Origin of the sequence: Nocardia sp. NPDC051832, assembly GCF_040681285.1 — a bacterium.
Taxonomy (GTDB): Bacteria; Actinomycetota; Actinomycetes; order Mycobacteriales; family Mycobacteriaceae; genus Nocardia.
The window spans coordinates 65,027-89,001 of record NZ_JBFAYL010000009.1 but is presented as its reverse complement, the minus strand read 5'-3'; the positions used below and the strand labels follow the sequence as shown (position 1 = coordinate 89,001).

General features: G+C 69.1%; 25 protein-coding genes. 17 read left to right on the top strand and 8 right to left on the bottom strand.

The window, feature by feature from the left end; genetic code table 11:
- Positions 1–95: 95 nt before the first annotated feature.
- Complete coding sequence (locus AB0M14_RS36930; protein ID WP_365004584.1) at positions 96–728, top strand: TetR/AcrR family transcriptional regulator; 633 nt, start codon at positions 96–98, stop codon at positions 726–728.
- Here the strand turns inward: AB0M14_RS36930 and AB0M14_RS36925 are convergent.
- Positions 725–2,125, bottom strand: a complete 1,401-nt coding sequence (locus AB0M14_RS36925; protein ID WP_365004581.1) for an MFS transporter — start codon at positions 2,123–2,125, stop codon at positions 725–727. The genes AB0M14_RS36930 and AB0M14_RS36925 overlap by 4 nt on opposite strands.
- 92 nt (positions 2,126–2,217) lie before the next feature.
- Between AB0M14_RS36925 and AB0M14_RS36920 the strand changes: the two genes are divergently transcribed.
- Positions 2,218–2,796: a TetR/AcrR family transcriptional regulator gene (locus AB0M14_RS36920; protein WP_365004578.1), complete on the top strand. Its 579-nt coding sequence runs from the start codon at positions 2,218–2,220 to the stop codon at positions 2,794–2,796.
- On the opposite strand, the gene AB0M14_RS36915 is transcribed toward AB0M14_RS36920, so the two are convergent.
- Positions 2,797–3,153 (bottom strand): hypothetical protein, encoded by a 357-nt coding sequence (locus tag AB0M14_RS36915; protein ID WP_365004575.1) that lies wholly within the window; start codon positions 3,151–3,153, stop codon positions 2,797–2,799.
- Between the two features lie 228 nt (positions 3,154–3,381).
- On the opposite strand from AB0M14_RS36915, the gene pheS reads away from it, so the two are divergent.
- Together pheS and pheT are read left to right on the top strand one after the other, a co-directional pair.
- Positions 3,382–4,446, top strand: a complete 1,065-nt coding sequence (gene pheS, locus AB0M14_RS36910) for a phenylalanine--tRNA ligase subunit alpha (protein ID WP_365004835.1) — start codon at positions 3,382–3,384, stop codon at positions 4,444–4,446.
- A gap of 35 nt (positions 4,447–4,481) precedes the next feature.
- The gene (gene pheT / locus AB0M14_RS36905; RefSeq protein WP_365004572.1) at positions 4,482–6,989 is read left to right on the top strand and encodes a phenylalanine--tRNA ligase subunit beta; all 2,508 of its coding nucleotides are present in this window, start codon (positions 4,482–4,484) and stop codon (positions 6,987–6,989) included.
- 52 nt (positions 6,990–7,041) lie between these two features.
- On the opposite strand, the gene AB0M14_RS36900 is transcribed toward pheT, so the two are convergent.
- The 3 genes from AB0M14_RS36900 to AB0M14_RS36890 form a co-directional block, all read right to left on the bottom strand.
- Positions 7,042–7,371, bottom strand: a complete 330-nt coding sequence (locus AB0M14_RS36900) for a hypothetical protein (protein ID WP_365004569.1) — start codon at positions 7,369–7,371, stop codon at positions 7,042–7,044.
- Between the two features lie 99 nt (positions 7,372–7,470).
- Positions 7,471–8,187 carry a cutinase family protein gene (locus AB0M14_RS36895; RefSeq protein ID WP_365004566.1) on the bottom strand — a complete coding sequence of 239 codons (717 nt, stop codon included), beginning with the start codon at positions 8,185–8,187 and terminating at the stop codon, positions 7,471–7,473.
- An 80-nt stretch (positions 8,188–8,267) separates the two neighbouring features.
- Positions 8,268–8,846 carry a hypothetical protein gene (locus AB0M14_RS36890; RefSeq protein WP_365004563.1) on the bottom strand — a complete coding sequence of 193 codons (579 nt, stop codon included), beginning with the start codon at positions 8,844–8,846 and terminating at the stop codon, positions 8,268–8,270.
- Positions 8,847–8,928: 82 nt separating this feature from the next.
- Here AB0M14_RS36890 and AB0M14_RS36885 point away from each other — a divergent pair, with 82 nt between their 5' ends.
- From AB0M14_RS36885 to AB0M14_RS36840, 10 genes are all read left to right on the top strand, one after another.
- Positions 8,929–9,402, top strand: coding sequence for a MarR family winged helix-turn-helix transcriptional regulator (locus AB0M14_RS36885; protein ID WP_365004560.1), 474 nt, complete (start codon positions 8,929–8,931; stop codon positions 9,400–9,402).
- A gap of 45 nt (positions 9,403–9,447) precedes the next feature.
- Positions 9,448–10,215, top strand: a complete 768-nt coding sequence (locus AB0M14_RS36880) for an alpha/beta hydrolase (protein WP_365004557.1) — start codon at positions 9,448–9,450, stop codon at positions 10,213–10,215.
- A 33-nt stretch (positions 10,216–10,248) separates the two neighbouring features.
- The gene (locus AB0M14_RS36875) at positions 10,249–10,755 is read left to right on the top strand and encodes a hypothetical protein (RefSeq protein ID WP_365004554.1); all 507 of its coding nucleotides are present in this window, start codon (positions 10,249–10,251) and stop codon (positions 10,753–10,755) included.
- Positions 10,756–10,788: 33 nt separating this feature from the next.
- Positions 10,789–11,817, top strand: coding sequence for a hypothetical protein (locus tag AB0M14_RS36870; RefSeq protein WP_365004551.1), 1,029 nt, complete (start codon positions 10,789–10,791; stop codon positions 11,815–11,817).
- 268 nt (positions 11,818–12,085) lie between these two features.
- Complete coding sequence (locus AB0M14_RS36865) at positions 12,086–14,482, top strand: nitrate- and nitrite sensing domain-containing protein (protein WP_365004548.1); 2,397 nt, start codon at positions 12,086–12,088, stop codon at positions 14,480–14,482.
- 55 nt (positions 14,483–14,537) lie between these two features.
- Complete coding sequence (locus AB0M14_RS36860) at positions 14,538–14,969, top strand: roadblock/LC7 domain-containing protein (protein ID WP_365004545.1); 432 nt, start codon at positions 14,538–14,540, stop codon at positions 14,967–14,969.
- Positions 14,966–15,301, top strand: a complete 336-nt coding sequence (locus tag AB0M14_RS36855; RefSeq protein WP_365004542.1) for a DUF742 domain-containing protein — start codon at positions 14,966–14,968, stop codon at positions 15,299–15,301. Before AB0M14_RS36860 ends, AB0M14_RS36855 begins: the two co-directional genes overlap by 4 nt.
- Positions 15,302–15,329: 28 nt before the next feature.
- Positions 15,330–15,896: an ATP/GTP-binding protein gene (locus AB0M14_RS36850; RefSeq protein WP_365004832.1), complete on the top strand. Its 567-nt coding sequence runs from the start codon at positions 15,330–15,332 to the stop codon at positions 15,894–15,896.
- 32 nt (positions 15,897–15,928) lie between these two features.
- Complete coding sequence (locus AB0M14_RS36845; protein WP_365004539.1) at positions 15,929–16,486, top strand: sugar O-acetyltransferase; 558 nt, start codon at positions 15,929–15,931, stop codon at positions 16,484–16,486.
- Between the two features lie 56 nt (positions 16,487–16,542).
- On the top strand, positions 16,543–16,962 hold the full coding sequence (locus AB0M14_RS36840; RefSeq protein WP_365004536.1) for a VOC family protein: 420 nt from the start codon (positions 16,543–16,545) through the stop codon (positions 16,960–16,962).
- On the opposite strand, the gene AB0M14_RS36835 is transcribed toward AB0M14_RS36840, so the two are convergent.
- Positions 16,947–17,450 (bottom strand): nitroreductase/quinone reductase family protein, encoded by a 504-nt coding sequence (locus AB0M14_RS36835; RefSeq protein ID WP_365004533.1) that lies wholly within the window; start codon positions 17,448–17,450, stop codon positions 16,947–16,949. The genes AB0M14_RS36840 and AB0M14_RS36835 overlap by 16 nt on opposite strands.
- A gap of 89 nt (positions 17,451–17,539) precedes the next feature.
- Here AB0M14_RS36835 and ppc point away from each other — a divergent pair, with 89 nt between their 5' ends.
- Complete coding sequence (ppc, locus tag AB0M14_RS36830; RefSeq protein ID WP_365004528.1) at positions 17,540–20,320, top strand: phosphoenolpyruvate carboxylase; 2,781 nt, start codon at positions 17,540–17,542, stop codon at positions 20,318–20,320.
- Positions 20,321–20,412: 92 nt separating this feature from the next.
- On the opposite strand, the gene AB0M14_RS36825 is transcribed toward ppc, so the two are convergent.
- On the bottom strand, positions 20,413–20,712 hold the full coding sequence (locus AB0M14_RS36825) for a PPOX class F420-dependent oxidoreductase (protein WP_365004526.1): 300 nt from the start codon (positions 20,710–20,712) through the stop codon (positions 20,413–20,415).
- Positions 20,713–20,798: 86 nt separating this feature from the next.
- On the opposite strand from AB0M14_RS36825, the gene AB0M14_RS36820 reads away from it, so the two are divergent.
- A complete protein-coding gene (locus tag AB0M14_RS36820; protein ID WP_365004524.1) occupies positions 20,799–22,094 on the top strand; it encodes an amino acid deaminase in 1,296 nt (431 codons plus the stop codon).
- A 96-nt stretch (positions 22,095–22,190) separates the two neighbouring features.
- Positions 22,191–23,291, top strand: coding sequence for an FAD-dependent monooxygenase (locus AB0M14_RS36815; protein ID WP_365004521.1), 1,101 nt, complete (start codon positions 22,191–22,193; stop codon positions 23,289–23,291).
- On the opposite strand, the gene AB0M14_RS36810 is transcribed toward AB0M14_RS36815, so the two are convergent.
- Positions 23,288–23,947, bottom strand: coding sequence for a Clp protease N-terminal domain-containing protein (locus tag AB0M14_RS36810; protein ID WP_365004517.1), 660 nt, complete (start codon positions 23,945–23,947; stop codon positions 23,288–23,290). The genes AB0M14_RS36815 and AB0M14_RS36810 overlap by 4 nt on opposite strands.
- Between the last annotated feature and the right edge of the window lie 28 nt (positions 23,948–23,975).

The window sequence follows — 23,975 nt, the reverse complement described above, 5'->3', positions numbered from 1 at the left end:
TTCCTCCAGCCGAGCTATTTACGATTATTTGCTCGTATTACCGAGGTGTAGATTACGAGCAGATACTCGTAACGTCCAGCCGGAGAAGGAAAAGTATGTCCAGCGTTCACTCGACCGAAAACGGCCAGCGGCGCTCGGCAAACCGTCAGGCGCGCGGCATCCGCCGGCGGGCGGAGATCCTGGCCACCGCGGAATCGGTGTTCACGGAAGTGGGTTTCGAGGGCGCCACCACCAACCTCATCGCCCAGCGCGCGGGTGTCTCGCCGGGTTCGCTCTACCAGTTCTTCCGTAGCAAGCAGGACATCGCGGTCTCGCTCGCCGAGTTGTACGTGGCTGAACTCACCAAGGCGCAGTCCGCCGCGGTCGGTGCGCCCGGAGCGCGCGAGAGCGACCTGAACGAGTTCGTGGACCGGTCGATCGACGTGATGGTGCGATTCAACGCCGCTTATCCGGGGTTTCTCGCGCTGTTCATGCGCGCGGACAGCCCGCCCCCGCTGCGCGAGGCCATCGCACCGTTGCAGCACATGCTCTCGGCCCGCATCCACGAGGTTCTCGCGGCGCACATGCCGGACCGGTCCGAGGCCGAAATCGCCCGCTACACACTGATGGTCCTGCAGTTGGCACGCGGCGTCATGCCTGTAATCGCCACCGAGGAAAACCCGCTCGAGTCCCCGTTGACCGGGGAACTCAAGCGGGCGCTGCGGGCATACCTCGCCGAGATCGGCTAACGGATCACCCGGGGTATCAGCAGCGAGACCACCGCGCCGACCGCGACGATGACCGCGCCGACCCAGATGGCCGGGACCAGCCCGTCGACGTAGGACTGCGGGTCGGTGTAGGAGCCGTAGGAGGCGAACACCGAGGCAAGGATGGCGACACCCATCGCGACGCCTACCTCGCGCACGGTGCTGTTGGTGCCCGAGGCCATCGCCTGCTCATCGGGTCCGGCGCTGGCCATGACGACGGTGGCGCTCGGGGCGAAGGTGAGGCCCATGCCGATGCCGCCGAGCAGGAACGGTCCCACGAACGCGGCGTAGCCGACGTCGATAGTGGTGATGACCGCCATCCACGCCAAGGCCGCGGTCAGCAGGAACTGTCCGGTGGCCAGCAGGGCGCGCGCGCCGACCTTGTCCACGATGGCGCCCGCGATCGGCGCGACGAACATCGGCGCGAGCGTCCACGGCATGGTGCGGATGCCCGACTCCAGCGGCGAATAGCCTTGCACCACCTGGAAATACTGCGCGATCAGGAAGATCGCGCCGAAGACGCCGACCGAGAACGCGAAGCCGGTGATGTTGGCGACGCGGAACGCGCGCGACCGGAACAGCCGCAGCGGCAGCATCGGATCCGGTGTCCGCAGTTCCCATACGACCATCACGGCCAGCAGGATCGCGCCGCCGACCAGGGCGCTCAGCACGCCCGCGGAAGTCCAGCCGTCCTCGGCTCCGTGAATCACGCCCCACACGATGGCGAGCACGCCGCCGGCCGACAGCACCAGCCCGAGCGGATCGAGTTTGCGTGCGCCGCCGAAGGATTCGTTCAGCGCCCAGGCTACGAACGGCACCGCCAAGATCCCGATCGGCACGTTCAGCCAGAAGATCCACTGCCAGTTCAGGCCCTCGACGACCGCGCCGCCGACCAGCGGGCCGAGTGCGACGCCGAGTCCGGTAATGCCGCCCCAGATGCCGATGGCGGCGCTGCGCATGTTCTCCGGCACCGCGGCCGAGAGCAGCGTGAGCGACAGCGGCAGCACGCCGGCCGCGCCGACACCCTGAATCGCCCTGGCCAGGATCAGCATCCACGGTTCGGTGGCCAGCGCGCAGGCGGCCGAGGCCACGGTGAACAGCGCGATGCCGGCCAGGAAGACGCGGCGGCGGCCGAGCCGGTCGCCGATGGCGGCGGCGGTGAGCAGCAGCGAGGCGAAGGACAGCGTGTAGGCGTTGACGAACCATTGCAGGTCGGTGAGCGAGGCGCCGAGTTCGGTGCGGATCACCGGTAGCGCGTTCGTCACGACGAGGTTGTCGAGCACGACCATGAACATCGGGATGCCCACGGCGGCGAGCACCGCGGCGAGCGGGCGAGGGCGGGGTGGCGCGTCGCGGTTCGGCGTCAGCGTAACGGTCATGTCCGGCCTTTGTTGTAATCGACTGATAACTAATTGCTCGTAGAGTATGCATTGACTGATAACATGTCAACGCCGCCTTCGAAAGGAGCCCTGTGAGTTCCAGGACTCGGATGACCGCGACCGATCGTCGCGCCGAGGTGCTCGCCGCCGCCGTCTCCGCCTTCGCCGAATCCGGCTATGCCGCGACGAAGACCGACGAGATCGCGCGCCGCGCGGGCGTCTCGCAGCCGTATGTGATCCGGCTGTTCGGCACCAAGCAGCAGCTGTTCGTCGCTGTCATCGGGCAGGTCTGCGATCGCATCGAGGAGATCTTCCGCGAGGCGGTCGTCGACCTGGATCCCGCGGCGACCCCGGGCGAGGCGATCAAGGCCCTGGGCAACGCCTACGACAAGTTCCTCGACGAACGCGAACCGCCGCTCGGCATGCTGCACGGCTTCACCGCCAGCGGCGACCCGGTGATCGGCGACGCCGTGCGCGCCGGTTTCGGCGGCATCTACGACCTGGTGCGTGAACTGACCGGAGCTTCGGTCACCGAAGCCCGCCGCTTCATCGCCACCGGCATGCTGCTCACCGTGATGAGCGCGATGCGGGTGGTCGGCGACGACGCCATCCCGGCCTCGTGGGCCGCCGAGATCCTCGAGGACATCCAGGCCGCGCCCGACCCGGGCTGATCAGGCGCCGCGGATCGCCTGCTGGAGCACGCCGAGCACCTCGTCGAGCTTGTTGACCACGAACAACTCGACCGATCCGTCGGAGAGTTCCAGCCGCAGCCGCTTGCGCAGCCCGCCGTTGAACAGCGAACCGTCCGCCGGCTGCACCCCGACCGCCCGGATCGCGCCCAGCGGCGCGTGCCAGGATCGGCCCCCGGTGGCGCCGTCGAGCTGATTCGGCTCGAACAGCAGACGCGTCTGCGTCAGATACAGCCGCCCGCCGATCGCGCGGTTCCGCGACTGCGAGTGGTTGGCGAAGTGCTTCCAGGTGACCGTCTCGGAGCCCGCCAAAGTGGGCGAGCGCAACCAGATACCCATGTGTTCCTCCACCGATAGCCTGCGGTCCGGTGAAAACCGTTGCCGCCCAATTAGAACCTAGCAGCCCGGCGAGTCGGACGACCTTCCCGGATTCGGACAATTCGCACTGGTAGCGCCCGGTGGGCGGAGGGGGCCGGTAATCCGGATGAAGTGCGCACCGGCCATCGAATACGATTGCGACCAGCAGCAATCCTATTTACCACCCGATCCCCAGGGGAGAGTCGAACCATCGTGGCCGACAACGACGCAGTCGAGCAGACCGGCACCGCGCTGACCGAGGAGGCCCTCGCGGCCGCCGCGGCCGAGGCCGAGAAGGCGTTCGCGGCTGCCGCCGACCTGGACGCGCTCGCGGTCGCGAAGACCGAGTACATGGGCGGCAAGTCGCCGATCGCGCTGGCGCAGCGCGCCCTGGGCACCCTGCCCAAGGAGGAGAAGGCCGACGCGGGCAAGCGGGTGAACGTGGCCCGGCAGCGGGTGTCGCAGGCGTTCGAGACGCGCCAGCAGGAGTTGCAGGCCGAGCGCGACGCCGCCGTGCTGGTCGCCGAGTCGATCGACGTCACCCTGCCCGCCGCGCGCACCGCGACGGGTGCGCGGCACCCGATCACCGTGCTCTCCGAGCAGATCGCCGATGTGTTCGTCGCCATGGGCTGGGAGATCGCCGAAGGCCCCGAGGTCGAGACCGAGCACTTCAATTTCGACGCGCTGAACTTCCCGCCGGATCACCCGGCCCGCGCCATGCAGGACACCTTCTACATCGCTCCTGAGACCTCACGCCAGGTGCTGCGCACCCACACCTCGCCGGTGCAGGTGCGCTCGATGCTGACGCGTGAGCTGCCGATCTACGTGGCCTGCCCGGGTCGCACCTTCCGCACCGACGAGCTGGACGCCACCCATTCCCCGGTGTTCTCGCAGATCGAGGGCTTGGCCATCGACAAGGGCCTGACGATGGCGCACCTCAAGGGCACCCTGGATCTGCTGGCCCGGGCGCTGTTCGGCGCCGAGTCCAAAATCCGGATGCGGCCGAGCTACTTCCCCTTCACCGAGCCGTCGGCGGAGATGGACGTCTGGTTCCCGGACAAGAAGGGCGGCGCCGGCTGGGTCGAGTGGGGCGGCTGCGGCATGGTGAACCCGAAGGTGCTCATCGCCAGCGGCATCGACCCCGAGGTGTACAGCGGTTTCGCCTTCGGCCTGGGCATCGAGCGCACCCTGCAGTTCCGCAACGGCCTGCCCGACATGCGCGAGATCATCGAGGGCGACGTGCGGTTCACCGTGCCCTTCGGCATCCAGTCCTGACCTGACCATCACCGATCGAGGAAGCGAAACAACCCGTGCGAGTAGCGCAGTCCTGGCTGACCGAAATCCTGCGGCGCACCACCCCCGAGTGGGCCGTGACGCCGGAGGAGCTCGACGCCGCGTTCGTGCGGGTCGGCCTGGAGGTCGAGGAGGTCCAGACACTCGAGCGGATCGGCGGCGACGGCGACGGGCCGTTCCTGGTGGTCGGCCGGGTCGCCGAGATCACCGAGCTGACCGAGTTCAAGAAGCCGATCCGGTTCTGCAAGGTCGATATCGGCAAGCCGGAGCACCTGCAGGAGATCGTCTGCGGCGCGACCAACTTCGCGGTCGGCGATCTGGTGGTCGTGGTGCTGCCCGGCGGCGTGCTGCCCGGTGGCTTCCAGATCTCCTCGCGCAAGACCTACGGTCATGTCTCCAACGGCATGATCTGCTCGCTGTCCGAGCTGGGTATCGGCAAGGAGCACAACGGCATCCTGGTGCTGCGCCCCGGCACCGCGGAGCCGGGCGCGGACGCCAACGAGCTGCTCGGCCTGGGTGATTCCGTCATCGAGCTGGCCATCACCCCGGACCGCGGTTACGCGTTCTCGGTGCGCGGCCTGGCGCGCGAGGTGGCCTGCGGCTACGACCTGGAGTACGCCGATCCGGCGGTCCGCACCCTGCCCGACGCGCAGGAGGAGGCATGGACGGTCAAGCTGGAACCGGAGTCGCTGTGCACCCGGTTCGCGGTGCGCCGCGTCACCGGCATCGATCCCACGGCGATCAGCCCGTGGTGGTTGCAGCGACGCTTGCTGCTCGCCGGTGTGCGCCCGATCTCTCCCGCCGTCGACGTCACCAACTACGTGATGCTCGAACTGGGTCAGCCGCTGCATGCCTTCGACGCGTCGAAGGTCAACGGCGCCTTGGTCGTTCGCCGTGCCCACCGGGGCGAGACGCTGCGCACCCTGGACGACGCCGAGCGTGTGCTCGACGCCGAGGACGTGGTGATCGCCGACAATTCCGGTGTGATCTCCCTGGCCGGCACCATGGGCGGCGCCACCACCGAGGTGAGCGACGACTCCACCGACATCCTGCTCGAGGCCGCGACCTGGAACCCGGTCGCGATCGCCCGCACCGTGCGCCGGCACAAGCTGCCCTCGGAGGCGGCGAAGCGTTTCGAGCGCGTCGTCGACCCCGAGGTGAACCTGGCCGCGCTCGACCGCGCCGCCACGCTGCTGGTCGAAATCGCCGGTGGCACGGTCGAATCCGCGGTCACCGATGTGCGGGTCCCGGTGCCGGCCGCGGCGCCGATCCGGATGGACATCGATCTGCCCGACCGCACCGCCGGGATCAGCTACCCGACCGGCACCGCGGCCCAGCGGCTGGCTCAGGTCGGTTGTCAGGTCGAGGTGGGTGTCAGTGACGCCGGCCACGGACAGCTGATCGTCACCCCGCCGAGCTGGCGGCCCGACCTCACCCAGCCCGCCGACCTGGTCGAGGAGGTGCTGCGGCTGGAGGGCCTGGACAAGATCCCGTCCGTGCTGCCCACCGCCCCCGCTGGGCGCGGCCTGACCCCGGCCCAGCGTCGCCTGCGGGCCGTGAGCCGGGCGCTGGCGTTCTCCGGCGCCGTCGAGGTGCCGTCGCCGGTCTTCATGTCCGGCAACGTCTTCGACGTGTGGGGCCTGGACGCCGAGGACCCGCGCCGCAACACCATGAAGGTGCTCAACCCGCTCGATGTGGAGCGCGCCGATCTGCCCACCACGTTGCTGCCGGGTCTGCTGGAAGTGGCGGGCCGGAATATCTCACGCGGCGCGCGCGACCTCGCGATCTACGCGATGGCGCAGATCGTGCAACCGAGTGCGAACACGCGCGCGATCGACGCCCTCCCGGTCGACCGCCGCCCCACCGACGAGCAGATCGCCGAACTGAACGATTCGCTCCCGCACCAGCCGCTGCATGTCGCCGCGGTCCTCACCGGCCGTCGCGACCCGCGCGGCCCGTGGGGCCAGGGCCGCCCGGCCGAGGCCGCCGACGCGTTCGCGCTGGCCGACGCCGCGGCCGCCGCGGCGGGCGTCACCCTCGAGCGCCGGGCCGCCGCGCACCTGCCCTGGCATCCGGGCCGCTGCGCCGAACTGCTGGTCGACGGCGTCGTCGTCGGTCACGCCGGCGAACTGCACCCGGCCGTCCTGGAACGCTCGGGCCTGCCCAAGCGCACCTGCGCCGTCGAACTCGATCTCGACGCCCTGCCGCTGCGCGAAACCCGTCCGGTCCCCACGGTTTACCCGTTCCCGGCGGTCTTGCAGGACGTCTCGGTCAGCGTCGAGAAGGCCGTCCCGGCGGCGTCGGTGGAGTCCGCGCTCCGCTCCGGCGGCGGCGACCTGCTGGAAGACATCGCCCTCTTCGACGTCTACGAAGGCGCGCAGGCCGGTGAGGGCCGCAAGTCCCTCACCTACGCGCTCCGCTTCCGCGCGGCCGACCGCACCCTCACCGAGGACGAGGCCTCCGCGGCGCGCGACGCCGCCGTCGCGGCCGCCGCCGCCTCGGTCGGCGCGGTCCTGCGCGGCTGACACCGACAAACACCGAGACCCCTGTGGCGCCAACGCCACAGGGGTCTCGGGTCTAGGTCCAGGTGCCGATCGGGAGCGGCGGCAGGGCGCGGACGAGTGCCATCAGGCCGTCGCAGTAGAAGGTGGGGACGCCGGGCCCGGTGGGGCAGACCTCGTTGCCGAGTTTGTCGTAGTTGAGGGTGAACTTCATGCCGAGGTTGTCGGCCCAGGTCAACCCATCCGGCGACGGCGTGTACTGGCAGTCCTGTGGCTGTTTGCCTTTGCAGGGGCCTTCGACGCCCCACGGGCCGGCCGGGTACGCGTTGGCCGAGGGTGCGAGGCCCAATGTGAGCAGCGCTCCCGCGGTTGCGGCCAGCAGCAGTTGAATTGGCTTGTATGCCATGGATATTCCCCTCTCATCGATGATGGCCCAACCGCTGCACGCTAGTACACGCGTCGCCGATCAGAGGGGCTGTCAGGAGACCGCAAAGTAGATCGGCCGTCAGTGCGACCGGAGGCGCTCCTCGATGAAGGTCGCGGCCTGGTCGCGAGTTCCGTCGACGAAGTACGCGACATGGCCGGGGGTGAGCGCGTTGGAGAACCCGGCGGCCGGGTCGCCGCCGTTGCAGACCCGGTCTCCGGCGGCGCAGTAGTCGCGCAGCCGGTCAGCGAACTGCGCGAGCGCGCCGGCCGGGCGCGGCTGCACGCCGGTCAGGGCCGGGTCGAAACTGCCGCGGTTGTAGGGTTCGGCGTTGTTGAAGTTGGGGTTGCCGAACATCGCGACCGCGGAAACCTGCGCTGCGGCCTTGTCCGACAACCGGTTTCGGGCACTCAGTACTTCGCCGGTGACGCGCGCGCCTTGCGAGTAGCCGAGCACGACGAACCGCTGACCCGGGCAGCGGGCCGCCGCGGTGTTCAGCAAGCTGGTCAGGGCCTCGGCCCCCTTGGCGGAGCTGTCCGCGTCGCGGGACGCCGGGTACGGCAACTCGGTGACGCTGCCGCCGTGCTCCTGGGCGATTCGCGTAGCCAACGGGGTCAGCAGCAGGCTGCCGAACTGTGGCTCGAACGTGCCCCGAATGCTGATGACCCGCACGTCGTCGCAGCCCTCGGCGACTTCGGCGTGGGCCGTCGCGGCCGGCAGGCCCGCCACCGCCAGCGCCGCCGCGGCGACACCGGCGAAGCGCCGCAGGGAAATCGGGTGCCGCAACTGTTCACGCATATCCCGACCCTATTGGCGATGACCTTGGCGCTCAATACCTCGCAGTGCGCGATTTCGGGGCGGGCCATCGGTGCTCGGGCCTACGCGGGGGCCGGCGTGCGGCGGAAGTCGACGACTCGACGACCTTCCTGAGCCGCACTGGCGGTCAGCAGCGCGCCTGCCGCCAGGACGGTGACGCCGTAGCCGCTCATGGCGTCGAAGCCGACCGAGGTGAGCATCGCGACGGCGAAGGAGGCCAGCAGGGCTGCGGTGGCGGAAGCTGTTGCCCGCATAGCGATTCCGACGACCAAGGCGATCCCCAGGAGGGCTTCCGCAGCGGTGGCCGCGATCGCGGCGGGGGAGGTGAGCGCGTGCAGGAAGCTGGGGAGCAGGGAGCGCGTGTAGTCGGTGAAGGCGTCGAAGGAGCCCCACGAGACGCCGGAATCGCCTGGGGCGCCCAGCAATCCGAAGCGATCGGCGACCGAGCCCAGCAGCAGGAGACCGAGCGCCGTGCGGACGACGATAGTGACGGGGCGGAGTCGAGCGGCGGTGGCCAGCTGGAGCGCGACGCAGGCGACCGCGACCGCGGTGATCCAGCCGATCGAGCCGTGCAGGAACAGAATCCAGATCAGTTGCCCGGTCAAGGCGACGCCAGTGAGAACTATTGCGGCTGTGCGCATCTTCGTGCCTCTCAAGTAGTAAGGTTCCTTACTAACAGTAGAAGCGGAAGGAATTATGGTCAAGCGCCTTACTAATCCATTGGTGGATCGCCCCGCGCCGCTGGGCAACTTGCTCGCGGCCGCGGCGCGCACGCTGGCAGCCGAGCTGGATGCCGGGATCGCGGCGGCCGGGTTCGAGGATGTGCGGGCGGCACACGCGCCGGTGTTCCAGCTGATCGAGCCCGCGGGCACCCGGCTGACCGTGCTCGCCGAGCGCGCCGGAATGACGAAACAGGCTATGGGAGAGCTGGTTCGGCACCTGGATCGCCAGGGCTACGTCGAGGTGGCGGGTGATCCGGACGACCGCCGGGCCAAGCTGGTCCGCCTGACCGAGCGCGGCTGGGCCGTCGTCGACGCGGGCGTCGCCGTGATCGAACGTTTCGACAACCACCTGGATGACATCGTCGGCGCCGACGAGGTCACCCGCCTGCGCCGCACGCTGCTGCGGATCATCGGCGGCGCCGGCTCGACCTATGCGGGCGACTCGCCGAGCACCGCCGTGATGCGCATGGAATGAGCGGCGGGTACGCGGGCGTCGCGCGGGGAGAGTAAGAACAGGGGCATGCGACATCCGGCCAGTCCTATTCTGAACGCGCTGACGTACATGCGGGATCGGCGCATCCTGCAGACGCCCGACGTCCTCGGGCTGGCCTATCGGGATCTGTCGATCGAGACTGCCGACGGGGAGACGGTCAACGCCTGGTGGCTGCCCGCACGGCGCTCGATCGGCCATGTCCTGTTCGCGCACGGCAACGCGGGCAACATCGGTGACCGCATCCCGATCTACGCGCTGCTGACCGATGCCGGATTCGACGTCCTGGCCTTCGATTACCGCGGCTACGGTCGCAGTACCGGCCGTCCGAGCGAACGCGGCACCTATCTGGATGCCCGCGCGGCGCGGCAGGCGTTGCTCGAGCAACCCGGCGTCGATCCGGAACGTGTTGTCTACCTTGGCAAGTCGCTCGGCGGCGGCGTCATGCTGGAGCTGGCCTCGGAGTTCCCGCCCGCGGGCCTGGTGCTGGTCTCCACCTTCACCGGAATCCGTGACGCCGCCCGCTCGGTGTACCCGTTCCTGCCCGCCCCGTTCGTCCCGAACGCCTACCCGAGCCTGCGGCGGATCCGGAAACTCAACGTGCCCGTACTGATCACGCACGGCGACCGGGACGACCTGCTGCCGCTGCGGCACGCCGAGCGACTGTACGAGGCCGCGCGCGAGCCCAAGCGGCTGGAAGTCTTCGCGGGCGCGGGCCACAACGATCTGATCTTCTCCGCGGGCTCACGCTGGATCGACCTCATCGGCGCGTGGGCGAAAGGCGTCCTGCAACGCTGACCTGGTCGCCACGCGCGTGCGTAGCCTGGCTCTATGACTGAGTACAGCGAGATCGCCGCCCGGCTGGCGGCGTTGCCGGACGCGGAATTGGCCAGCGTGCTGCACGCGGCGACCGCCGGTCGCCCCGCGTTCTGGGCGGTGCGCGCGGCGCTGGAGGAAATGGCGGGTGTGGCCCATGCGACTTCGACCGGGGATGTGAGTCCCGCCACTGAATCGGCCCAGGCGCATGACCAGGCCGTCGACGGCGGGGCATCGGGCCAGGTCGGGACCGCTTCTGCGGTACCGGTGGTACCGGTACACCCCGCCGGTATCCCGGCGTCGCCCGCGACGGGTGGATATTCCAGCGGTGGAGTCCCTACTTTCGAGTCAGTTCGCGATAAGGTCGAGCAGCGCTTCGGCACCGCCCAGGGGATGGGCGAACTCGACCGGCAGACTCCGGCGGGCCGCAGCGCCGATGAGCAGTGGGAGGCGCGCGAGAAAGCCGCGCGCGAGCGTCTGGACCAGATTCGGAAATCGGTGCACGGCAACGACAATCCGTAATCCTGGTCCGGGCATACCGGACGAAGGAAGAATATGAGCGAGCCGCGCGAGATCGCCGATCGACTACTCGATGCCCAGGTGGAGTTCCTGCTCGCCGAGGTGACCGGCGAGCGTTTCGCGGAGGTCATCGCGCGCGACACCGAAGCGGTGCTCGGGGTCGCCGACACCCTCGTCTTCCGTGACGTGGTACAGATCGCCGACGCCAAGGAAACCGTCCGCACCGTCATCGAGCTGATCGGCGGCAGCCCCGTCATCGCCGACATGGTGGGCGTCTTCGCCGATTCGATCTACGACAACATCGCCGAGAACCACGACTACACCCTGGGCCAGGTCGTCGACCGTGAGCCGGTGGAAGCGTTGCTGGAGAAGATCTTCGGCATGCACCAGGCGCAGGAGCGCATCCTGGACCGGCTCACCGAGAGCCCGCTGGTCGCGACGGTCGCCTCGAAGTTCGTCGACAAGCTGGTCAACGACTTCATGGCGTCCAATATGGAACGCGCGGAGAAGATTCCGGGTGTCTCCTCGCTGATGTCGCTGGGCCAGTCCGCCGCCAATCGCGCCAAGAAGGCCGCGGAGAGCACCTTCGTCGGCGATCTGGCCGGCAAGGGCGCCATGTTCGCGCTCAAGCGCACCAACAACGCCATCCGCGAGATGCTGCGCGACGCGCCCGTGCACTCGGCCGCCATGCAGTTCTGGGATCTGCACGCCGACGAGCCGGTCAGCGGCCTGAAGGAATACCTGACCCAGAAGGATCTGAACGAGCTGGTCCTGATCTGCTACGAGATCGCCATGACCACCCGGGAGAAGGAATTCTTCGGCGAACTCGTCGACGAGTGCGTCGAGGTGTTCTTCACCAAGTACGGCGACTACACCCTCGCCGCGATGCTGCCCGAACTCGGCCTGACCGGCGACGATATCGCCAAGGAGATCCTGCGCTACGGGCCCGCCGTGATCGAGGGCGCGAAAGCGAACGGCGTGCTGGCCAAGCTGATCCGCGAACGGCTGGAGCCGTTCTATACCTCCGACGCGGTGCTGGGCATCCTGGGCGACGTGTCCAAGTAGAAACTTTCCGGCGTGAGGCCGGGGTCCGGAGTCCGGGCCCCGGCCTTTTGCGTACGCGAGTCGTTTGCGTCACGGTTGCCCGCGCTCCGGTGTGAGCGGATCGAAACTACGAAAATTGTTGATTACCAGCGTGTATCCATCTCTAGGCGTTGTCCGTTTTGCCCGATTTGCGCGTTGACACGGGGTAGCCGCTGTGGAAATTTGCTCCCTGTCTTTTCCGTGCGCTCACCGTGGAGCCGCCACGGCTACGCGTTGGAGGAGCAGGGTGGTGCGTACACGTCCGAAACCGGAATCAGCCGGTGCGGCAACAGCTGTCGTACCCAGGCTGGTCCGGCCGCGCACCATCCGCGGGCAGTTGGCGCGCATCCTGCTGGTATCGCTGACGCTGGTGTTCGCGCTGCTCGGCGTCGCCATCGCTGGGGAAGTCCAATCCTATTGGCGCAGTGGGGATACCGTCGCCGAGGTCGGCCTCGCCCTGGCCGTGCAGGACGTCCTGCACGAGACGCAGCGCGAACGTGGCCTCAGCAACGGCCTGCTCGGCGGCGGCCGACTGGAACAGGCGGTCACCGACCAGCGCGGGAACACCGACCGGGCGCTGCGCGCACTCGACACCGCGCTGACCGGGAACGCTCCGGGCGTATCGCAGGTACGGCAAGCCGTCGACCACCTGTCCGGGTTGGCCGATGTCCGCGCCCGGGTCGACGCCAGGCGTATCGCGCGTCCGGCGGCGTTCCAGTTCTACACCGATGCCATCAACGCGCTGAACTATCTCGAACTGGGGTTGGATCAGGCCGATGACGCTGCGGTCCGGCACGGCTTGCAAGCGCTCTACGCGCTGGCCGAGGCGAAGGAGCAGACGGCGCGGGAACGCGGGTTCCTGAACGGCGTTTTCGCCGCCGACGGGTTCGCGCCCGGCGAGTACGTGCAGTTCCTCGATATCCGGGCCGCCAAACTGGCCGGCCTGGCGGCATTCGGCCGGGACGCCACCGGACCTCAGCAAGCGCTGCTGGACACCGCGATGCGCAGCGAAAATGCCGTCCGGGCAACCGAATCCGAAAGCATCGCCATCGCGTCCAGCACGGGTCGGCTGGCTCGATCGGTGGACTCGAGTACTTGGTGGGCGCAGATGACGGCCGTTATCGACGCGCAGCGTGAGGTGCAGCAGGCCGTCGGCGCCGCCGTGCGGCACCGCGCCGAAGATCTGCGCACCAGCGCCGCGATCAAGCTGGGTGGGTTCCTGCTGCTCGCCCTGACCGCGCTGGCCGTCGAAATCGCCCTGGTCTTCGCCAGTTTGCGGGCCATCGTGCGCCCGTTGGCGACCCTGGCGGCCGAAGCCGACGAGGTCGCGGGGCAGCGTCTACCCGCGGTGATCGCGGCCTGGCAGACCGCCGACTCCCCGCCCGACCCACCCGCTCCGGTCCGCACGCCGCCCGGCGCGAGCGTCGAAATCGTGGCTGTCGCAGACGCTTTGGACCGCGTTCAGGGCACTGCCTACGAATTGTCCTCGCAGCAGGCACTATTGCGCCGCAACAGCACCGAATCCATGGCCAACCTGGCGCGCCGCAACCAGAACCTGGTACGCCGCCAACTCGGCCTGATCAGCGAATTCGAGCGCGAGGAAATGGATCCGAAGGCGCTGTCCAACCTCTTCGAACTCGACCACCTCGCCACCCGCATGCGCCGCAACGCCGAAAGCCTGCTGGTCCTGGTCGGCGAAGCCGGCCCGCGCCGCTGGGCCGCACCCATCCCGCTCACCGACGTCATCCGCGCCGGCCTCTCCGAAGTCGACGACTACCGCCGGGTCGCCCTGCGCCGCATCGACGACGTCGCCGTCACCGGCGCCGTCGGCAGCGAACTGGCCCACATGCTCGCCGAACTGATCGAAAACGGCCTGGCCTTCTCCCCACCCGACCTCGAAGTCGAAATCTACGGCCGCAAGACCCCCACGGGCTACGTCCTCGCCGTCGTCGACCACGGCGTCGGCATGCCCGCCGACCAACTCGCGGAAGCCAATTCCCGCCTCAGCGGCGCCACCGACTTCCTGCTCACCCCCACCCGCTACCTCGGCCACTACGTCGTCGGCCGCCTGGCCCGCCGCCTCGGTATCGAAGTGGAGCTCACTGTCTCCCCGGTCAGCGGTGTGGTTGCTCGCCTGCTGCTGCCGCCGGAACTCCTGGGCGAAGCGAAGGATCAGCCGACGCCCTCCGCTGCTCAGCAGCCGATGCCGCTCGAATCGCGAGCCGCCGAACCCGCAAACAGCGTCGAGCCCGCAAACAGCGCCGAACCCGCGGAAATTGCGGCCTACGGCGCGAAACCGGCAATGCTGGGCCGAGGGTTGTATGCCGAACCTGCCGACAAAACGCGCTCTCCCAAGCATGCGGCCTCGGTGAAGGCCCGCGCCGGCGCTCCGTCGGACGCCGAGACCGCGGCCCCCGCCGACAGCCGATCGGCGGCTGAACCGGACAGCGTCCAGCGAACCCGGAATGGACTCGTCAAGCGCACCAAGAGATCTCGGTCGATCGACGCGGCACAGCGTCCAGCGGCCGCACGCCCGAGCGCGCCGTTGCCGGAGCGATCCCCGGAGGAGGTGCGCGGCATGTTGTCGGCGTTCCGGGCCGGGCATCAGCGCGGCAATTCCGCGGAGAGCGTTGTGGAGAGCCGATGACCATGCATTCCAGCCGAAGCAAGCCACCAGCAGAGCGCACCGCGAAGGGGAGCCGATGACCACACAACTACCGACCGCCGCCGATCCGCATACCTTCAATTGGCTGCTGGCCAACTTCGTGCGCAATACCGACGGTGTGCGCGACACCGTGGCGGTGTCCTCCGACGGTCTGCTCATCGCGATGTCCGAGGGACTGGACCGGAACGGCGCGGACCGGCTGGCGGCGATGGTGTCGGGTCTGTCGAGTCTGGCCCGAAGCGCCGCGCGCAGTTACGCGTTCGACGGGTTGAAGCTGATCATGATCGAGATGCAGCGCGGTTTCCTGCTGGTGTCCGCACTCGGTGACGGGAGCTGTCTGGGTGTGATCGCCGAGGGCGGTTGCGATGTCGGGCTGGTGGGTTACGAGATGGCGGTGCTGGCCGAGCGGGCAGGTGCGCTGCTCGATCCGGCGCTCATCTCGCACTTGCGAGAGACCTTGCGCAGATGACCTTCGACCGTGACGAGGCGTTCGTGCGCCCGTTCATCGTGACCGCCGGACGCACCACCCCGCTGGTGGACGGGTTGCGGATCGAGACCCTGGTGCAGGCGCCGCCCGCCGCGCTGTCCGCCCCGCTGCGCTTCGAGGAACGCACGGTGGTGCGCCTGTGTCAGGCGCCGCACTCCATCGCCGAAATCGGTACCGCGCTGCGGGTTCCGGTGGGCGTCGCGAAAGTCATCGTCAGCGACCTGGCCGCCGCGGGTCATGTCACCGTGCGCGATGGGCAGGAACTGTCGACCGCGGCCATCGAGAGGATCAGGGATCTTGTTCGGGCACTCTGAAATTGGCACACCGGCGGCGGAACGCCCCTTGGCGTCCTCGGTGAAGATCGTCGTCAGCGGTGGATTCGGCGTCGGCAAAACGACATTCATCGGCGCCATCTCCGAAATCGAGCCGCTGGTCACCGAGGCCGCCATGACCGAGGTCGCGATCGGCGTCGACGATCCCGGCGGACACGCGGGCAAAACCCAGACCACCGTCGCCCTGGACTTCGGCCGCGTCACCTTGGATTCGTCGCTGATCCTCTACCTCTTCGGCACCCCCGGCCAGGACCGCTTCGTCTTCCTCTGGGACGACCTGGTCGACGGCGCGCTGGGCGCGGTGATCGTGGTCGACACCGGCCGCGTCGAAGACTGCTACCCGGTCCTCGACTACTTCGAAGCGCACAGCACCCCCTTCGTCGTCGTGGTCAACCGCTTCGACCGGGCCCCGGCCTTCGCCCTCGACGAGGTCCGCGAAGCCCTCGGCCTGGACGAATGGATCCCGCTGCTCGAATGCGATGCCCGCCAGCGGGACTCGGTCCGCGACGTCCTGGTCGCCCTGCTCGAGCAAGTCCTCGTCCACCGGCTGTCGGCTCCCCGCCTCCAGGTGAGCTGACCGAGATGATCTTGAACCCGTAGCCTGACGGGGTGGGCGAACAGCGGGAGCGGATGCTCCGGGGCGAGTTGTATCGGGACAGCGACCCGGAGCTGGTGGCGGAGCGGCGGCGGGCGCAGCGGTTGTGCGACGAATTCAATCGGACCGGGCCGGAGGAGACCGAGCGCCGGGACGGGGTGCTGCGCGAGTTGCTCGGGAAGCTGGGGGAGGGGTCGTGGATCATGCCGCGCTTCCAGTGCGACTACGGCTATCTGATCGAGATCGGCGCGAACAGCTTCCTCAACTACGACGCGATCCTGCTGGACTGTGCGCCGATCAGCATCGGTGACGACTGCTCGATCGGCCCGCGATGCCAGCTGCTGACCGCCCTGCATCCCATGGAAGACCACGAATTACGCAGGCAGCGCTGGGAATCGGCCGCGCCGATCACCATCGGAAACAATGTCTGGTTCGGTGGCGGCGTCATCGTCTGCCCCGGCGTCACCGTCGGCGACAACACCGTGGTGGGCGCGGGCAGCGTGGTCACCCGCGACCTCCCGCCCCGTGTCTTCGCCGCGGGCAACCCGGCCCGCGTCCTCCGCGAGCTGTAGCCGCGGCCGCCGCCGAGTTTGTACACTTCCCTTCCGATTCGACAGAGAGAAATGCAATGAGCAACGGCAAAGACCTCGCCCTCACCCATGTCTCCTTGCTGGTCGGTGACCAAGAGCAGGCGCTCGAGTTCTATCGCGATGTCATCGGGCTGGAGGTGCGCCAGGACATGCCGTTCGCCGGTGTCCGCTGGCTGACTGTCGGCCCGGCCGGTCAGCCGACAATCGAGTTCTTGCTCGAGGTCCCGGAGATGGTGCCGGACGAGCCGCGGCGGCAGGCGGCGCAGGCGCGCCTGGCGGGCGGTGCGCAGGGCACGCTGATCTTTACGACCGACGATTGTGAGGCGACGTTCTCGCGGCTGCGGGATGCGGGCGCGGTGGTGGCGCAGGAGCCGATCACCCAGCCGTACGGCATGAAGGACTGCGGCTTCGTCGATCCGTGGGGCAATCACCTGCGGTTCTCTCAGATCCTGGGCTGATCACCCGCGGCGGCGCGGCTGAGAACGGCTACGGGGAGCTTGCGGGGGCTCAGGGCCTGGTAGGTGGTGAAGTCGGGGTAGGCGGCGGCGAGGGTGCGCCAGTGGGCGGCGTATTCGTCCGGGTCGGTGATGACCCGGGCGGTGACGGGCCAGCTGTCGCGGCCGACCCGGACGGTGCCGCCGCCTGCGGCGACCAGGTTGTGCCACCAGGCCGGGGCGGTGGGGCGGCCGCCGAAGGAGCCGCAGACCAGTAGGTCGTCGCCGTCGCGGACGAGCATCAGGATGACCGCGCGGGGCGCGCCCGATTTGCGGCCGGCGACCGTCAGTTCGAACACCGGGCGGTTCATCCACTTGCCGAACCGGGTGCCGCCGAAGCGGTGGTACAGGCGCTGGTGCACCCGCCCGGACAATTTGCTGATTCCGGTCAGATGAGTGCTGCCGAAATTCGCGAACCGGCCGCTGACACTCAGGGGGTTCTGCTCCACCATGATCGACCTCACTCCTGACCGCCCGATGCCTGGCAGGCTACCGCGTGGTCGCTCCGGCCGGAAAGATCAACCGCAAGTAGGGTCGGGGTATGACCGAATCGCGGATCGAATCAGCACAGGACGCGACCCGGCCGCTGCGCGACGACATCCGGTTTCTGGGTGGCGTGCTCGGTGAGACCATCCGAGATCATGAGGGTCCGGAAGTGTTCGACCTCATCGAGCGGGTGCGCATCGAGGCCTTCCGGGTGCGGCGCGAGGAGGTGGGACGCAGCGCCGTCGCCGACATCCTGGCCGGCGTCGATATCGAGACCGCGATCCCGCTGATCCGTGCGTTCAGTTACTTCGTCCTGCTGGCGAACCTGGCCGAGGACATTCAGCGCGATCGCCGCCGGGCCGCGCATGTGGCGGCCGGTGAGCCGCCGCAGGATTCGTCGCTGGCCGCCACCTACCGCAAACTCGACGCGGCCCGCCTCGACGGCGCTCAGGTCGCCGATCTGCTGGTGGACGCGCTGGTCTCCCCGGTGATCACCGCGCATCCCACCGAAACTCGCCGCCGCACCGTCTTCGACGTGCAGACCCGCATCACCGACCTGATGCGGATGCGGCAGCGCTACGACGACACCGAGGCCGAGCGCGCCGATTTCGAGTTGCAGATCCGCCGGCAGGTGCTGGCGCTGTGGCGGACGGCGCTGATCCGGCTGGCGCGCCTGCGGATTCAAGACGAGATCGCGGTGGGTCTGCGGTACTACGAGCTCACCCTGCTGGAGGTGATCCCGGCGATCAACGCCGAAGTCCGTGCGGCGCTGCGGTCCCGCTGGCCGGGCGCCGACCTGCTGCCGCGCCCGATGCTGCGGCCCGGCTCCTGGATCGGCGGCGACCGCGACGGAAACCCGTATGTGACAGCGGAGGTGGTACGCCACGCGGCGCAGCAGGCCGCCGGGGTGGCGTTCGGGCATTATCTGCGCGAGCTGGTGGAGCTGGAGAAGTCGCTGTCGCTGTCGGCGCGGCTGGCCGAGGTGTCGCCGGCGGTGACCGCGCTGGCGGACGGCGGTTACGCGGACCCGCTGGTGCATGCCGACGAACCGTATCGTCGTGCGCTGCACGCGATCCGGGCCCGGCTCACGGTCACCGCGGAGCGTGCTCTCGGCAGCGCGCCCGCCTACGGGCTGGCCGGTCGGATCGACGGGGTCGAGCCGTATCCGTCGCCGCGCGCGGTCCTCGACGACCTCGACGCGATCGACGCCTCGCTGCGCGCCAGCCGCGACGATCTGCTCGCCGACGACCGCCTGGCCGCGTTGCGAAATGCCGTGGAGACCTTCGGTTTCCACCTGCAGGGTCTGGACATGCGGCAGAACTCGGAGGTGCACGAGCAGGTCGTCGCGGAGATATTCGCCTGGGCCGGTGTGCATTCCGACTACGCGAGCCTGCCGGAAGCGCAGCGCGTCGAGCTGCTGGCCGCGGAACTGCGCACCCGCCGCCCGCTGCTCGGCCCGCACGCCCGGCTCAGCGAACTCGCCGCCAAGGAACTCGGTATCGTCCGCGCCGCCACCGAGGTAGTGGAAACCCTTGGTGCGGAGGCGATTCCGAACTACATCATCAGCATGTGCACTTCGGTCAGCGACATGCTCGAGGCCGCGCTGCTGCTCAAAGAGGGCGGCCTGCTCGATCCGGGACCGCCGGACGGCGGGCCCAGCTGCACGGTGGGCATCGTGCCGCTGTTCGAAACCATCGAGGATCTCGGCGCGGGCGCGGCGACGCTGTCGGCGGCCCTGGAAGTACCGGTGTACCGAGATCTGGTGGCCGCCAGGGGAATGCGCCAGGAGGTCATGCTCGGCTACTCCGACTCCAACAAGGACGGCGGGTATCTCGCGGCGAACTGGGCGCTGTACCGGGCCGAACTCGACCTGGTCGAGATCGCGCGCAAGGCGGGAATTCGCCTGCGACTGTTCCACGGTCGCGGCGGCACCGTCGGTCGCGGCGGCGGCCGCAGCTACGACGCCATCCTCGCCCAGCCCGCCGGCGCCGTGCGGGGCGCGCTGCGGCTGACCGAACAGGGCGAGGTGATCGCCGCCAAGTACGCCGAACCCCGTGCGGCACACCGCAATCTGGAGTCGCTGATCGCGGGCACGCTGGAATCGACCCTGCTGGACGTGGAAGGTCTCGGCGCCGACGCCGAACCCTCCTACGCGCTCATGGACGACCTGGCCGCCCGCGCCCGCGCCGCCTACTCCCGGCTGGTGCACGAAACCCCGGGCTTCGTCCAGTATTTCCGCCAGTCGACCCCGGTCGCGGAGGTCGGCGACCTCAATATCGGCAGCCGTCCCGCCTCCCGCAAACCCACCAACTCGGTGTCGGACCTGCGCGCCATCCCGTGGGTGATGGCCTGGAGCCAAGCCCGCGTGATGCTGCCCGGCTGGTACGGCACCGGCACCGCGCTCGAAGAGTGGGTGGGCGACGATCCCGAACGCCTGGCCACCCTGTCCGACCTGTACCGGCGCTGGCCGTTCTTCGGCACCGTCCTGTCCAATCTGGCCCAGGTGATGGCCAAGTCCGACCTAGAGATCGCCGCCCGCTACGCCGACCTGGTCGACGACAAGACCTTGCGCGACACCATCTTCGAGATGATCCGCGACGAGCATGCCCGCACCGTCCGCATGCACGCCGCCATCACCGGCAACGATCAGCTACTGGCCGACAACGCTTCGCTGGCCGAGTCCATCCACAACCGCTTCCCTTATCTGGAGCCGCTGAACCAGATGCAGGTCGAGCTGCTGCGCCGCCTGCGCTCCGGCGACGACAGCGATCTGGTGAAGCGCGGCATCCTGCTCACCATGAACGGCCTCGCCACCGCCCTGCGCAACTCCGGTTAGGTGATGTAGCCGGTGACCTTCTCCGGTGTCACCCGTACGACGACGCGCACCGCTCCGGGCGCGTCGTCGCCGGCCGGCCGGCCGTGATACTTTCAGGAGAGTTTGTCGTCGAGTTCGCGGCCGCCGTCCTCGACGATGGTCGCGTGCCCGCGGATCTCGGCGTACGCCTCCGGGTCCGACCGCAGCATGATCGTCACGCTCACCCGGGGATCACGCCGGATATTGCGCTCTTTGCGGCGGCCGGCGACGGTCGAGAACACCAGGTCGTCGCCGTCGAGCCCGATCCACATCGCGGAGCTCTGCGGGCTGCCGTCGGCGTTGATCGTGCACAGCGTCGCGTAGTTGGCGGCGTCGACGAGTGCGCGGACCCGTTCGGATAGCTGAATACCCATGCCCGCACCGTACTGGCCAGTCCGCTGGTTCGCGCGAGATTCGCCAGGCGGCCGCTAGGGTGTGACCTTCGTTCGGAAGGAGTGTTGTGGAGATCGACGAGAGGGCAGTCGCGGCGCTGGGCGATCGGGTCCTCGGACCAGAGCACAAGAGCGTGCCGGCGGTGGCGTGGGGCCGCACGGTCCGCGAGTTTCTCGGTACCGGCCCGCGCCTCGAGGATTTCCAGACGCCGGTATTCACCCTGGATCGCTCGGCGCTGAACCACAACTCGGCGATCATGGCGGAGCTGGCCGACGCCGCCGGCGTCCGCCTGGCCCCGCACGGCAAGACGACGATGGCCCCGCAGCTGTGGGCCGAGCAGCTGGCGGCGGGTTGCTGGGGCATCACCTTCGCGACACCCTGGCAGGCGCAGGTCGCGCGGTCGTTCGGGGTGCGCCGCATCGTGCTCGCCAACGCGCTGGTCGATCCGCTCGGATTGCGCTGGATCGCCGGGGAATTGGCACGCGACCCGGCTTTCGAGTTCGTCTGCTGGGCCGACAGCGTCGCCACGGTCGAGCTGATGGATCACCAGCTGCGGTCTGTGCCCGGCTCCGCCCGAATCCGGGTCCTGGTGGAACTCGGTGGCGCGCAAGCGCGTACCGGCGCCCGCACGCTCGGGGAGGGCCATGCCATCGCCACGGCGATCGAGCGCTCGGACCGCCTGACGCTGGCGGGTGTCGGCGGATACGAGGGTGCGCTCGCCCGCGACCGCAGCCCGGAATCGATGGCGGCACTGCGCCGTTACCTCGATGACGTCGCCCGTCTGCACCGCGAACTCGCCGCCGCGGGTCGTTACCGGGACGGCGCGATCGTCACGGCGGGCGGCAGCGCCTACCAGGACCTGGTTCTCGAACGCCTGGCCGGCCTCGCGGACGAGCAAGGCGCACACGGTGTTCCGACCACCGTCGTGCTGCGTTCGGGCGCTTACCTCATCCACGACGACGGCCTGTACTCCGAGGTCTCCCCGCTCACCCCGAATCGCAGCCCGCACCCGCTACGCGCGGCCATGCACGCCTGGGCCCGTGTGCTGTCCCGTCCGGAACCGGACCTGGCGCTGCTGGACGCGGGCCGCCGCGACGTCCCTTACGATTCCGGACTGCCGACGCCACAACTCGTTGGGACACAACCGGTTTCGGAGGTCGGCGCGCTGACCGTCGCCAAGCTCGCCGACCAGCACGCCTTCCTGCGCGTCCCGGCAGCGGCCGATCTCCCGATCGGCTCGGTCGTCCGCCTCGGCCTCTCACACCCCTGCACCGCGTTCGACAAGTGGCGCCTGATTCCGGTAATCGATGACGCGAACGCCGCCCGCCCGCGCGTCGTCGACCTCGTCCACACCTTCTTCTGACCCGCCGGAACCCGGTGAGCTCGGACACTGCCGGTACCGATGTCGAAGCGGCACCATAGGCTCGGTGAACGTATTCCACTAGAGCGGGGAGCGGCAATGTCGAAGGTGATCATTGTTGGCGGCGGCATCGGTGGGTTGACGGCGGCCGCGGCGTTCCACCAGCAGGGCTGGGACGTGGAGGTGCTGGAGCAGGCGCCGGAGATCGCCGAGGTCGGTGCGGGAATTTCGCTGTGGTCCAATGCGCTGCGCGCCCTCGATGTGATCGGCTTGGGAGCCCAGGCGCGCGACCGGGCCCGCGCGGAAGCGTCCGCGGGTATCCGGGAGAGCAAGGGCGGCTGGCTGTCGCGCGCCGACGTCGCCGCGATTCGCGACACCTACGGCCTGCCGATTCTGCTGCATCGCGCCGACCTGCTCGACCTGCTGCGGGCCGCGGTCCCGGAATCCGCGCTGCGCCCAGGTATCTCGGTGCGCGAGGCGCGCTCCGACGGCACCGTCGTGCATTCGGCAGGCAGCTCCACCGCCGACCTGATCGTGGGCGCGGACGGCCTGCGCAGTGTCGTGCGCCGTGCGGTCTGCGGCGAGATCGCCCCGAGGTACGCCGGCTACACCGCGTGGCGAGTCCTCGTCACGCCGACCGCCCCGATCGGTGACCTCGCGGAAACCTGGGGTCGCGGTGAACGTTTCGGCTACGCCGCGCTGGCCGACGGCCGCGTCTACTGCTACGCCACCGCGAACCTGCCCGAGGGGACCCGCACCGACGGCCGCGCCGAACTGCGCCGTCGTTTCGGCAGGTGGCACGACCCGATCCCGGGTCTGCTCGCCGCCGCTGACGACGACGCGGTGCTGCAACACGATATCTACGCGCTGCCACCGCTGAAAACCTATGTCGCCGAACGCATCGCGCTGGTCGGTGATGCCGCCCACGCGATGACCCCGAATCTCGGCCAGGGCGCCTGCCAGGCCATCGAGGACGCGATCGTGCTCGCCCGGGTCGCGAAGGAGGACGGCGACCTGACCCGCTACGACCGGCTGCGCCGCCCGCGCACACAGATGATCGTCGCCCGTTCGGGGCGGATCGGGCAGGTCGCGCAGCTGTCCTGGCCGCCGGTGGTCGCAGTCCGCAACGCGATGCTGAAACTCGTGCCCGCCGCCGCGCAGGTGAAAGCCCTTGGTGCGGTGGTGGATTGGACGCCCTAGTCGGTGCCGGTGACGATTCCGCGCACCTTCGCGGTCACCTCGTCGGTGTCCACGCCCAGCGCCCCGAACACCCGCTTTGCCAGTTCCGGATCGGCGTCGAGCAGCCCGAGCAGCATGTGCTCGGTGCCCACCAGGTCGCTACCCGCCCGCTGCGCTTCGGCGTTCGCGTGCAGGAACGCCATCCGGACCAGCGGCGCCATCTGCAACCGGCTCGGGCCGACGGGGCGGCGCAACTCGTCGGCGGTGAGCCCGAGGGCGGTGATCGCCGCGGCGGCGGTGGAGTCGACGTGCGCGGATTCACTGCGAATAATGCCCAGCAGCACGTGATCCGGGGTGATCGCGGTGTGGCCCAGCGCGATCGATTCCCGCAGCGAGGCCTGCAACGCCGCTTTGGCTCCGTCGGTGAAGGGCAGGAATTCCGGCGTCGCCGCGGTGTCGGGGTCGGCGGCCAGCCCGATCCGCTCGATCGCCTCGGACGGTGTAAAGCCGTGCCGGGACAGCGCTTTGGCGGTCGGCGAATTCGCTTCGGATTCCGCTTCGCGCAGGACCGCCACGAGTAGATGTTCGGCCCCGATGACATGGTGGTTGAGCGCCCGCGCCTCTTCCTGCGCGAGCACCACCACGCGGCGCGCCCGGTCGGTGAATTTCTCGAACACTTCGCCTCCTAGTCCGGAAGCTGTCGGC